Genomic DNA, 14,106 nt, shown 5'->3' with positions numbered 1-14,106 from the left:
AGGGAGAGGAGTAAAACATCCACATGATAACGAACCAAAGCGTTCTCCCTTTAACGGGCCAAGAATACCTGGAAAGCTTGAAGGATGGGCGGGAAGTGTGGCTTGACGGCGAACGCATTAAGGATGTATGGGCTCACCCGGCTTTTCGAAACTCGGCGCGAAGCGTGGCCCGCTTATACGATGCTCTTCATGACCCGAAGTATAAAGATGTCCTGACGACGGAAACCGATACCGGATCAGGGGGGTATACCCATAAGTTTTTTCGTTCCAGTCATAGTGTCGACGACTTGATCGGAGCGCGCGATGCGATAGCCGAATGGTCCAGACTTGGTTACGGCTACATGGGCCGTAGTCCCGATTTCAAAGCCGCGTTCTTGGGCGGACTGGGACCTGATTCGGAGTTTTACGGCCCCTACAAAAGCAATGCCGTACGATGGTACCGGGAAGCGCAAGAAAAAGTATGGTATTTCAATCATGCGTTTATTCATCCGCCGGTGGACCGCCATAAACCGCTGCATGAAGCGGGCGACGTCTTTGTCCATGTCGAGCAAGAAACCGATGCCGGACTCATCGTCAGCGGCGCGAAGATGGTTGCCACCGGTTGTATGCTGACCAATTATACGTTTGTTGCGCATTATGGCCCGGTGCCGGTGCAAAAAGAGGAATATGCGCTGGCGTTCATCGTAGAAATGGGCTCTCCCGGCGTCAAATTATTGTGCAGACCTTCCTACGAGATGACGGCTGCAGTTACAGGCTCGCCGTTTGACTATCCGCTTTCCAGCCGGTTTGATGAAAATGACGCCGTACTTATTTTTGACAAAGTGCTCATTCCATGGGAGAACGTGCTGGTTTACCGCGATATGGAGAAGGCCAACTCGTTCTTGCTCCATTCCGGATATTCCAATCGGGCCGGATTGCATGGGAGCACCCGCCTGGCCGTGAAGCTGGACTTTGTGTCAGGCTTGCTGCTCAAAGCCATTGAAATGGCAGGTACGAATCAATTCCGCGGCGTTCAAGTCCAAGTGGGCGAAGTTCTCGCTTGGCGGGATATGATGTGGGCCTTGTCTACGGCGGCTGTCAAAGATCCAACCCCCGGCGCGAACGGGTCCCTGCTGCCTAACATGGATGCTACGTTGGCCTACCGCGTATTCGGCGGCATGGCGTGGACGAAGGTGAAGGATATTGTGGAGAATGTGGTGGCCGGGGGACTCATCGTACAGCCTTCCAGCACGGAAGATTTCAAAAACCCGGAAATTCGGCCGTATCTGGATAAATATTTCCGCGGATCGAATGGCTATGATGCCGTCAGCCGGAATAAGCTGATCAAGCTGCTGTGGGACGCCATGGGAAGCGAATTCGGGGGCAGGCATGAGCTTTATGAACGCAATTATACGGGAAATCATGAGAATATCCGGTTGGAAGTTCTGGGCATGGCCATGGGTACCGGAGAAGCCGATAAGCTTAAAGGCTTCGTTGACCAATGCATGAGCGAATACGATCTGGAAGGCTGGACCTCGGACCGGTGGGTCAACAACGACGATATGCGTCAATATTCGAAAGGGTAATGAATAGGATGGAGTAAAAGTTTTCCCCTTCCAACGATCTTGGGAGGGGATTTTTTGTTTCTTATATCTTCATGCGGCTAACGGATTCTTAGGCGCAAGATCAAATCTAGATTAAATCAGATGAACGATAGGAGGACTTTAGAACTACTTGTCGAAATGTCAGAAAAAAGGATATTTTTGTTGATTATGACTTTAACAAGAAGTGGTGCAGTCATGTTGAGTCTATTTGTGGGGGAGTGATTGATTTGCTTGTCCGTTAAGCTTGAACTTCAAAGCAACGAGATTTATTGAATTTTACGAGAACAGATGAAGTGCTGGAAGGGGATTATGCATGAACCGTTTAGGAAGATGGAAAGCAAGTGAAAGGGCGGCCGCGTTCTGCAAGTCAAAGAGGCGGGTCGTTACACTTTTAATCCTTGCAGCACTTATGAGTTGCTTCTTTGTTCTCCCTGCAGGAGCTTCTTCCGGGCAGCAGGAGATTGTCTTTATCGATGCCAACGTTAAGGACGCGCAGGTTCTTGCAGAAGGGGTTCGACCGGGTGTGGAGGTCGTCTATCTCGACAGCGGGCAGGACGGTGTAAAACAGATTGCCGATGTTATGGCTGTGAAACACAACATGGCTGCCGTTACCATTATTTCTCACGGTGCGCCGGGAAAGGTTTTTTTGGGCAGCAGTATACTGTCTGCAGAGAGCCTGGACAACTATGATTCACAGCTTAGGACCATCTCCAAGTCATTACAGAAAGAGGGGGAAATACTCTTTTACGGATGTGATGTCGCTCAAGGAACCGTGGGTCATCACTTCGTCCATCGTTTGGGGGAAATTACGGGGGCTGTTGTCGCAGCATCGACAGATGCCACAGGTTCATCATCTTTGGGCGGAGATTGGATACTTGAAGTTTCGACAGGAAAGGCCGTGGCGCAATCGAGTCTGGATCCCTATGTTGTAGACGGATATAATGCGCTTTTGTCTGTGACCTACGACGCCACCACGTTTGAGAACATCAATGGCACCGGTACAAGTGTAACCGATGGAAACTTTATCTTTACCGGGCTGGATGCCAATGGAAAAAATAAAATCAGCGTTGATAGTTACGGGATTTACTTGGGGGATCCAAACGATTTATCCATCGCGGGAGAGGGAACCATTCACATCGCTCCCGCGACCAGCGGAACCGTTTTTTCTATAGAGTCGCTAACCGTAAATGCTTCTGCAGGGACAGAGTACAAATTTGAAGTGAAGTTTGACAACTCTTCTATCCCAGTCGCAACGGTGACTGTAAACAACGCAACTAAAGACAAGCAGCTTGATGGTTGGAACTTCAAAACGATTACGTTCGAACCATCGGTAACAGTCAGTACCATTCACGTTACCATTAAGGGTGCTCGAGACATTGGCAGCTCTACGTCAGTGGCTCAATTCGTAATCGGGAGCCATCCCAAAAAACCTCCCATCGTCAGCACAGACGCGGCGAGCAGCGTTTCCGCCACAGGCGCGACGCTGAACGGAACGGTTAACGCTAACGGAACAGACACCACCGTCAGTTTCGAATACGGCACGAGCGTGAGCTATGGCACGAGTGTCTCCGCCACCAGCGGCAGCCCTGCTTATGCGAATGCCGGCAATACGACGGCGTCCCATTCTCTCTCGGACTTGACGCCTAACACCACTTATCATTACCGTGTTAAAGCTGAAAATAGTGCCGGAATAACCATATATGGTGACGACCAGACCTTTACCACCTCTGATGCGAGCGCCGCACCGACGATTACGGGGCAGCCAAGCGATAAGTCGGTTAACGAAGGCAGTGATACGAGTTTCACCGTTGCTGCGACGGGAACGGGTCTGGCGTACCAATGGCAGGTAGACACGGGTTCGGGCTTCACGAATCTTACCGACACGGGTGTGTACAGCGGAACAGCGACGGATACGCTGAGCATTACCGGAGCTGCGGCAGGGATGAACGGTTACGCGTATCGCGTCGTTGTGAGCGGAGCGGGCGGTCTGTCTACGCCGACGACCAGCGCGACGTTGACGGTGAATACGGCGCCAGCGATCACAAGCCAGCCAAGCAACCAGTCGGTCAACGAAGGCAGCGATACGAGCTTCGTCGTTGCTGCAACGGGAACGGGTCTAGCGTACCAATGGCAGGTGGACACGGGTTCGGGCTTAACGAATCTTACCGACACGGGTGTGTACAGCGGCGCAGCGACGGACACGCTGAGCATTACCGGAGCCGAGGCAGAGATGAACGGTTACGCGTATCGCGTCGTTGTGAGCGGAGCAGGCGGTCTGTCTACCCCGTCGACCAGCGCGACGTTGACGGTGAATACGGCGCCAGCGATCACAAGCCAGCCAAGCAACCAGTCGGTCAACGAAGGCAGCGATACGAGCTTCGTCGTTGCTGCAACGGGAACGGGTCTAGCGTACCAATGGCAGGTGGACACGGGATCAGGTACGGGCTTCACGAATCTTACCGACACGGGTGTGTACAGCGGCGCAGCAACGGACACGCTGAGCATTACCGGAGCTGCGTCAGGGATGAACGGTTACGCGTATCGCGTCATTGTGAGCGGAGCGGGCGGTCTGTCTATCCCGTCGACCAGCGCGACCTTGACGGTGAATACCGCGCCGACGATTACGGGCCAGCCAAGCGATAAGTCAGTTAACGAAGGCAGCAATACGAACTTCACCGTTGCTGCAACGGGAACGAGCCTGACGTACCAATGGCAGGTAGACACGGGTTCGGGCTTCACAAATATTACCGACACGGGTGTGTACAGCGGCGCAGCGACGGACACGCTGAGCATTACCGGAGCCGAGGCAGGGATGAACGGTTACGCGTATCGCGTCATTGTGAGCGGAGCGGGCGGTCTGTCTATCCCGTCGACCAGCGCGACCTTGACGGTGAATACCGCGCCGACGATTACGGGCCAGCCAAGCGATAAGTCAGTTAACGAAGGCAGTGATACGAGTTTCACCGTTGCTGCGACGGGAACGGGTCTGGCGTACCAATGGCAGGTAGACACGGGTTCGGGCTTCACGAATCTTACCGACACGGGTGTGTACAGCGGAACAGCGACGGATACGCTGAGCATTACCGGAGCTGCGGCAGGGATGAACGGTTACGCGTATCGCGTCGTTGTGAGCGGAGCGGGCGGTCTGTCTACGCCGACGACCAGCGCGACGTTGACGGTGAATACGGCACCGACGATTACGGGGCAGCCAAGCGATAAGTCGGTTAACGAAGGCAGCAATACGAGCTTCGCTGTTGCTGCGACGGGAACGGGTCTGGCGTACCAATGGCAGGTGGATACGGGTACGGGCTTCACGAATCTTACCGACACGGGTGTGTACAGCGGAACTTCAACGGACACGCTGAGCATTACCGGAGCCGAGGCAGAGATGAACGGTTACGCGTATCGCGTCGTTGTGAGCGGAGCAGGCGGTCTGTCTACCCCGTCGACCAGCGCGACGTTGACGGTGAATACGGCGCCAGCGATCACAAGCCAGCCAAGCAACCAGTCGGTTAACGAAGGCAGCGATACGAGCTTCTCCGTAACCGCAACGGGAACGGGTCCAGCGTACCAATGGCAGGTGGATACGGGTACGGGCTTCACGAATCTTACCGACACGGGCGTGTACAGCGGAACAGCGACGGATACGCTGACCATTACCGGGGCTGCGGCAGGGATGAACGGCAACACGTATCGCGTTGTTGTGAGTGGAGCGGGCGGTCTGTCTACGCCGTCGACCAGCGCAACCTTGACGGTGAATACGGCACCGACGATCACAAGCCAGCCAAGCGATAAGTCGGTTAACGAAGGCAGCAATACGAGCTTCTCCGTAACCGCAACGGGAACGGCATTGACGTACCAATGGCAGGTAGACACTGGTTCAGGCTTCGCAGATATCACCGACACGGGCGTGTACAGCGGCGCAGCAACGGACACGCTGAGCATTACCGGAGCCGAGGCAGGGATGAACGGTTACGCGTATCGCGTCGTTGTGAGCGGAGCGGGCGGTCTGTCTACGCCGACGACCAGCGCGACCTTGACGGTGAATACGGCGCCGATGATCACAAGCCAGCCAAGCGATAAGTCGGTTAACGAAGGCAACGATACGAGCTTCAGCGTTGCTGCGACGGGAACGGGTCTGGCGTACCAATGGCAGGTAGACACGGGTTCGGGCTTCACAAATATTACCGACACGGGCGTGTACAGCGGCACAGCCACGGATACGCTGAGCATTACCGGAGCCGAGGCAGGGATGAACGGTTACACGTATCGCGTCGTTGTGAGCGGAGCGGGCGGTCTGTCTACCCCGTCGACCAGTGCGACCTTGACGGTGAATACGGCGCCGTCAATCACAAGCCAGCCAAGCGATAAGTCGATCAACGAAGGCAGCGATACGAGCTTCTCCGTAACCGCAACGGGAACGGCATTGACGTACCGTTGGCAGGTAGACACTGGTTCAGGCTTCGCAGATATCACCGACACGGGTGTGTACAGCGGAACATCAACGGACACGCTGAGCATTGCCGGGGCCGAGGGAGGGATGAACGGTTACGCGTACCGCGTCGTTGTGAGCGGATCCGGCGGTCTGTCTACGCCGTCGACCAGCGCAACCTTGACGGTGAATACGGCGCCAGCGATCACAAGTCAACCAATCGATAAGTCGATCAACGAAGGCAGCGATACGAGCTTCTCCGTAACCGCAACAGGAACGGGTCTGGCGTACCAATGGCAGGTAGACACGGGTTCGGGCTTCACAAATATTACCGACACGGGCGTGTACAGCGGCACAGCCACGGATACGCTGAGCATTACCGGAGCCGAGGCAGGGATGAACGGTTACGCGTATCGCGTCGTTGTGAGCGGAGCCGGTGGTCTGTCTATCCCGTCGACCAGCGCGACCTTGACGGTGAATACGGCGCCGTCAATCACAAGTCAGCCAAGCGATAAGTCGGTCAACGATGGCAGCGATACGAGCTTCGTCGTTGCTGCAACGGGAACGGGTCTGGGCTACCAATGGCAGGTGGACACGGGTACGGGCTTCACGAATCTTACCGACACGGGCGTGTACAGCGGAACAGCGACGGATACGCTGACCATTACCGGGGCTGCGGCAGGGATGAACGGTTACGCGTACCGCGTCGTTGTGAGCGGATCCGGCGGTCTATCTACGCCGTCGACCAGCGTGACCTTGACGGTGAATACGGCGCCGACGATCACAAGCCAGCCAAGCAACCAGTCGGTCAACGATGGCAGCGATACGAGCTTCGTCGTTGCTGCAACGGGAACCAATCTGACGTACCAATGGCAGGTGGACACGGGTTCGGGCTTCACGAATATCACCGATGCGGGCGTGTACAGCGGCGCAGCGACGGACACGCTGAGCATTACCGGAGCCGAGGCAGGGATGAACGGCAACACGTATCGCGTCGTTGTGAGCGGAGCGGACGGTCTGACTACCTCGTCGACCAGCGCGACCTTGACGGTGAATACGGCGCCGTCAATCACAAGCCAGCCAATCGATAAGTCGATCAACGAAGGCAGCGATACGAGCTTCTCCGTTGCTGCGACGGGAACGGGTCTGGCGTACCAATGGCAGGTGGATACGGGTACGGGCTTCACGAATCTTACCGACACGGGCGTGTACAGCGGAACAGCGACGGATACGCTGAGCATTACCGGGGCTGCGGCAGGGATGAACGGTTACGCGTACCGCGTCGTTGTGAGCGGATCCGGCGGTCTTACACTCCCGTCGACCAGCGCGACCTTGACGGTGAATACCGCGCCGACGATCACAAGCCAGCCAAGCAACCAGTCGGTCAACGGTGGCAGCGATACGAGCTTCTCCGTTGCTGCGACGGGAACGGGTCTGGCGTACCAATGGCAGGTGGACACGGGTTCAGGCTTCACGAATCTTACCGACACGGGTGTGTACAGCGGAACATCAACGGACACGCTGAGCATTACCGGAGCCGAGGCAGGGATGAACGGTTACGCGTATCGCGTCGTTGTGAGCGGAGCCGGTGGTCTGTCTATCCCGTCGACCAGCGCGACCTTGACGATGAATACCGCGCCGACGATCACAAGTCAGCCAAGCAATCAGTCGGTTAACGAAGGCAGCAATACGAGCTTCTCCGTAACCGCAACGGGAACGGCATTGACGTACCAATGGCAGGTAGACACTGGTTCAGGCTTCGCAGATATCACCGACACGGGCGTGTACAGCGGCGCAGCGACGGATACGCTGAGCATTACCGGAGCCGAGGCAGGGATGAACGGCAACACGTATCGCGTCGTTGTGAGCGGAGCGGGCGGTCTTACACTCCCGTCGACCAGCGCGACGTTGACGGTGAATACGGCGCCAGCGATCACAAGCCAGCCAAGCAACCAGTCGGTCAACGAAGGCAGCGATACGAGCTTCTCCGTAACCGCAACGGGAACCAATCTGACGTACCAATGGCAGGTGGACACAGGTTCAGGTTCGGGCTTCACGAATATCACCGATACGGGCGTGTACAGTGGCGCAGCAACGGACACGCTGAGCATTACCGGAGCCGAGGCAGGGATGAACGGTTACGCGTATCGCGTCGTTGTGAGCGGAGCAGGCGGTCTTACGCTCCCGTCGACCAGCGCGACGTTGACGGTGAATACGGCACCGACGATCACAAGCCAGCCAAGCGATAAGTCGGTCAACGAAGGCAGCGATACGAGCTTCACCGTTGCTGCGGCTGGAACGAGTCTGACGTACCAATGGCAGGTGGATACGGGTACGGGCTTCACGAATCTTACCGACACGGGTGTGTACAGCGGCGCAGCGACGGATACGCTGAGCATTACCGGAGCCGAGGCAGGGATGAACGGTTACGCGTATCGCGTCGTTGTGAGCGGAGCGGGCGGTCTGTCTACGCCGTCGACCAGCGCGACCTTGACGGTGAATACCGCGCCGACGATCACAAGTCAGCCAAGCAATCAGTCGGTTAACGAAGGCAGCAATACGAGCTTCTCCGTAACCGCAACGGGAACGGGTCTGGGCTACCAATGGCAGGTAGACACGGGTTCGGGCTTCACAAATATTACCGACACGGGTGTGTACAGCGGAACATCAACGGACACGCTGAGCATTACCGGAGCCGAGGGAGGGATGAACGGTTACGCGTATCGCGTCGTTGTGAGCGGAGCAGGCGGTCTGTCTATCCCGTCGACCAGCGCGACCTTGACGGTGAATACCGCGCCGACGATCACAAGTCAGCCAAGCGATAAGTCAGTTAACGAAGGCAGCAATACGAACTTCACCGTTGCTGCAACGGGAACGAGCCTGGCGTACCAATGGCAGGTAGACACGGGTTCAGGTACGGGCTTCACGAATCTTACCGACACGGGCGTGTACAGCGGAACATCAACGGACACGCTGAGCATTACCGGAGCTGCGTCAGGGATGAACGGTTACGCGTATCGCGTCGTTGTGAGCGGAGCGGGCGGTCTGTCTATCCCGTCGACCAGCGCGACGTTGACGGTGAATACCGCGCCGACGATCACAAGTCAGCCAAGCAACCAGTCGGTTAACGAAGGAAGCGATACGAGCTTCTCCGTAACCGCAACAGGAACGGGTCTGGCGTACCAATGGCAGGTGGATACGGGTACGGGCTTCACGAATCTTACCGACACGGGTGTGTATAGCGGCGCAGCAACGGACACGCTGAGCATTACCGGAGCCGAGGCAGGGATGAACGGTTACGCGTATCGCGTCGTTGTGAGCGGAGCGGGCGGTCTGTCTACGCCGTCGACCAGCGCAACCTTGACGGTGAATACGGCACCGACGATCACAAGCCAGCCAAGCAACCAGTCGGTCAACGAAGGCAGCGATACGAGCTTCTCCGTAACCGCAACAGGAACGGGTCTGGCGTACCAATGGCAGGTGGATACGGGTACGGGCTTCACGAATCTTACCGACACGGGCGTGTACAGCGGAACAGCGACGGATACGCTGACCATTACCGGGGCTGCGGCAGGGATGAACGGCAACACGTATCGCGTCGTTGTGAGTGGAGCGGGCGGTCTGTCTACCTCGTCGACCAGCGCAACCTTGACGGTGAATACGGCACCGACGATCACAAGCCAGCCAAGCGATAAGTCGGTTAACGAAGGCAGCAATACGAGCTTCTCCGTAACCGCAACGGGAACGGCATTGACGTACCAATGGCAGGTAGACACGGGTTCAGGCTTCGCAGATATCACTGACACGGGCGTGTACAGCGGCGCAGCAACGGACACGCTGAGCATTACCGGAGCCGCGTCAGGAATGAACGGTTACGCGTACCGCGTCGTTGTGAGCGGATCCGGCGGTCTTACACTCCCGTCGACCAGCGCGACCTTGACGGTGAATACGGCGCCGGGAGCACCCGCAATAGTCAGTACAGTGGCAGGAAATGCACAAGCTCGTCTCACTTGGAATCCAGTGAGCGGTTCGACAAGCTATAAAATATTCACAAGTACAACTTCCCACGCTTATGGTGCAGAAGCAACTACGGTAAGCGGATCGGTATACAGTACTGAAATTACAGGACTTACAAACGGAACCACTTATTACTTTGTAGTTAGGGCTCTGAACGGAAGCTCGGAAAGTCCAAATTCTAACGAAGTAAGTGCAACTCCACAAGTTCCGTCACCAGGAGCGCCGGTATTGCAACCTGTTGCAGCAGGTGATGCAACAGTCAGTCTTGCTTGGAATCCGGTAGATGGTTCGACAGGCTACAAAATATTCAAAAGTGTGAATGCAGGAACTTATGAAACTGAGGTAACCACCGTTCTAGGGTCGGTATACAGCTATGAAGTGACGGGCTTGATCAATGGAACGACCTACTACTTTGTAGTCAAAGCAAGCAATCCGGGAGGAGAGAGCGATGCCTCCAATGAAGTAAGCGCAATGCCCAAAACGGTTCCGGCAGCTCCAACGCTCATCGCCGCAACTGCAGGAAACGGCCAAGCAACCATTTCCTTTACGGCTCCTGCGAACAACGGAGGGAGTCCCGTCACAGGTTATGAAGTTACTTCTTCACCAGGAAATATCGTGGTCACAGGAGCAACAAGCCCGATGACGATAATCGGTCTGTCGAATGGAACGACCTATACGTTTACGGTAAAAGCGATCAATAGCGCAGGCAGCAGTGCGGCTTCCGTTGCCTCCAATGCTGTAACACCGAGGGCGCCGTCCAGCGACAGCGACAGCAGTCCATCGACAGAGCCGTACACGCCAGGCATACCGGCTGCGCCGAGCACACCGGAGACAACGAACACGGGAGTTGACGTTCTTGTCAATGGCAAGGCGGAGAATGCAGGAACGGCAGCAACTACGACAGTGAATGAGCAAACGGTCACGACCATTACGGTTGATCACAAAAAGCTGGAAGAGAAGCTCTCGATCGAAGGACAGCGTGCCGTGATTACAATTCCGATGAATACAAAATCTGATGTTGTAGTCGGAGAGCTTAACGGCCAGATGGTCAAAAACATGGAGCAAAAGCTGGCGGTTTTAGAAATCAAAACGGAGAAGGCGACCTACACGCTGCCAGCGCAGCAGATCAACATCAATTCAATATCAGACCAAATCGGGAAGAACGTGGCACTTCCGGATATCAAGATTCAGATCGAAATTGCCGCACCTACAGCAGAGACGGTGAAGATCGTCCAGAACTCAGCGGCTCAAGGAGAGTTCACGATTGTCGCCCCACTGCTCAACTTTACGGTGAGAGGCATCTACGGCGATACCAGGGTCGAAGTGTCCAAGTTCAATGCGTATGTGGAACGAACCATTGCCATTCCGGATGGCATAGATCCTAATAAAATCACGACGGGAATCGTGGTTGAACCGGATGGAACCGTTCGGCATGTACCAACGAAGATCGTGATCGTCGACGGCAAATATTACGCCAAAGTGAACAGCTTGACGAACAGTACGTATTCCGTGGTATGGCATCCGCTGATGTTCAAGGATGTCGAGCAGCACTGGGCGAAGAATGCCGTGAACGACATGGGTTCGCGGATGGTCATTAACGGCATCGGCAATGGCTTGTTTAATCCCGATCAAGATATTACGCGCGCGGAGTTTGCGGTAAGCATGGTGCGGGGATTGGGGCTGAAGCCGGAGAGCGGAGCCGCTCCATTTACGGATGTGGCAACATCGGACTGGTATAACGAGGCTATTCAAACAGCATACTTGTATAACCTGATCGGCGGGTTTGAAGACGGCACTTTCCGCCCGATGGACAAGATTACGCGGGAACAGGCGATGACGATCATGGCTAAAGCGATGACAATCACCGATCTGAAAGCGAAGCTCCCGTCCCAGGAGACTGGAGAACTGTTACGTCCATTCATAGATGCCAATAACGCTGCAGAGTGGGCGGAGCAGAGTATTGCCGATTGCTTGCAGGCAGGAATTGTGTCTGGCAGGAACAGCGACCAACTTGCGCCAAAAGCGTACATCACAAGGGCAGAGGTGGCAGCGATTGTTCAGCGGCTTCTCCAGAAGTCTGAACTGATTTAATCTTCAGAAGTTACATGAATAGGGTCATCTCTCAAGCGTTTCAACAAACGGCTTGAGGGATGACCCTTTCCTTTGATTTCTTGGGAAAACTAGTAATTTACCAATTTTACCCATATACTCCCCCGATATCATTCACCTCGATGTCTCCGGATGAATACCATGCATGGATGCTTCAGTTCACGAACGGAGGTGAAAGGATGAATCATGAAGTCACGGTTGCCGTTCATCAACCTAACTATTTGCCTTGGACAGGGTATTTTTACAAAATGTTAAAATCGGATATTTTCGTTTTCTTGGATAACGTGCAGTACAGCAAGAACAGCTTCATTAATCGCAATAAAATCAAAGGGCAGCAGGGGGCGCAGTGGTTGACTGTGCCGATCCATGGAAGCACGCACAAGAACATCGATGAGATCGAGTGCGCCGATCGTCATTGGGCAAAGAAGCATATGAGAACGCTTGACACGTGCTACGCCAAAGCGCCTTATTATGAGCTTTACCGTCCTAAGCTGTTTGAAATCTATGAAACCATGAATACGAGAAACTTGAGTCAGTTAAACAAAGCCTTGATTGGTCAGATCGCCGGGTGGCTGCAAATTCCTTGTCAAATCCGTTCCACCTCCGAATTTACGCTAAGCGACGCTTCGAATGGGCGATTAATTGAAATCGCACAAAGGGTGGGCGGTCATATTTACTTGTCCGGTCAAGGCGCCGCGGCATATCAGGACGCAAAGAAATTTGAGGATGCAGGAATAACGCTTCAATATTACGATTTCTCGCCGCCGACATACCCGCAGCTCTACGAAGGGTTCGAGTCTCATTTATCGGTTGTGGATTTGTTGTTTAACACGGGGCATGCGGCGGCCGATATTTTACGCCAATCTTCCAGGCAGACCGCTGAATAACCGGAGCCGCGGTATCATCAGGCGACCGATCTAACAGATTTCCGCTATGGAAAGAATTCCATTTTCTCTACCAGTTGAATACGATACAAGGAAACAATTTAAACGTAAGGAGGAGAATGAATGAAGCTTGGAAAAGTACTGGTCACAGGCGGCGCAGGCTTCCTGGGGTCGCAGCTGGTGAAGAGATTGCTGCCCCGATCTGAACATATTTATGTCATCGACGATCTGTCTACGGGGAATCCCCGTGCTCTGCCTGACTCGGACCAAATCACCTTTATTCAGGGCAGTATTACGAATGAGGAACTTCTTGAGGAGATTATGCCTAAAGTGGAGTGGATCTTTCATCTGGCCTGCCGAAATTTGTATTTATCGGCCGTGGATGTAAGACAAGATTTCGATACTAATTTGTATGGAGGCTTCCTGCTGCTTCAGAAGGCCAAATCCCATTGCCCTAACTTAAAGAGGTTTGTTTATACCTCTACCGCATCCGTTTACGGCAATGCACCCGTCATACCGACCCCCGAGAGCTTTCATCAGATTACGATGCCTTATTCCGCAAGCAAATTTTCCACGGAGCATTATTGTCAAATGTTTTATCATATGTACCAGCTGCCTGTTACGACCCTTCGATTATCGAATGTGTACGGTCCTGGCCAATTATTGAGCAATCCTTACTGCGGAGTCGTAACCCTATTCTTTGATGCGGTTCAGAATGGGCGGCCGATTCCTATATTCGGCGACGGTACGCAGACGAGAGACTTTACATTTATCGACGATGCAATGGAGGCCATCCTCACGGCAAGCGTTCACCCCGATTCCATAGGCAAGCTATATAATGTGGGGACGGGCAAGGAAGTCAGCATTCATGAACTGGCTGAAACGATCGGCAAAATCATGGGACACGAGAATTATCCGATTGAATATAAGCCGAAACGAGTGGTGGATAAAGTATATCGCAGGGCCGTCGACATCACGTTCCTGGAACAGGATCTCCACATGAAGCCAGCCCATTCGCTGGAAGAAGGTCTGCACAAAACCCGCCAATGGATGATTCAGCAAAAGGATGCTTAAGTGCATG

At 54.4% G+C, this 14,106-nt stretch carries 4 protein-coding genes; all 4 read left to right on the top strand.

What is annotated here, in order from left to right:
• The first annotated feature begins 23 nt into the window (after nucleotides 1–23).
• On the top strand, nucleotides 24–1,565 hold the full coding sequence (locus ACZ439_RS09165; RefSeq protein WP_464620915.1) for a 4-hydroxyphenylacetate 3-hydroxylase N-terminal domain-containing protein: 1,542 nt from the start codon (nucleotides 24–26) through the stop codon (nucleotides 1,563–1,565).
• A 427-nt stretch (nucleotides 1,566–1,992) separates the two neighbouring features.
• Complete coding sequence (locus tag ACZ439_RS09160; RefSeq protein WP_464620914.1) at nucleotides 1,993–12,123, top strand: DUF4347 domain-containing protein; 10,131 nt, start codon at nucleotides 1,993–1,995, stop codon at nucleotides 12,121–12,123.
• Between the two features lie 197 nt (nucleotides 12,124–12,320).
• Entirely contained in the window at nucleotides 12,321–13,028 is a 708-nt protein-coding gene (locus tag ACZ439_RS09155; RefSeq protein ID WP_464620913.1) for a WbqC family protein, read from the top strand.
• 120 nt (nucleotides 13,029–13,148) lie between these two features.
• On the top strand, nucleotides 13,149–14,099 hold the full coding sequence (locus tag ACZ439_RS09150; protein ID WP_054798571.1) for an NAD-dependent epimerase/dehydratase family protein: 951 nt from the start codon (nucleotides 13,149–13,151) through the stop codon (nucleotides 14,097–14,099).
• Nucleotides 14,100–14,106 lie beyond the last annotated feature (7 nt).

This window comes from Paenibacillus sp. JCM 9796 (assembly GCF_055379675.1).
Note: the sequence above shows the minus strand (reverse complement) of the source record. Positions and strands in the feature narration are given on the sequence as shown.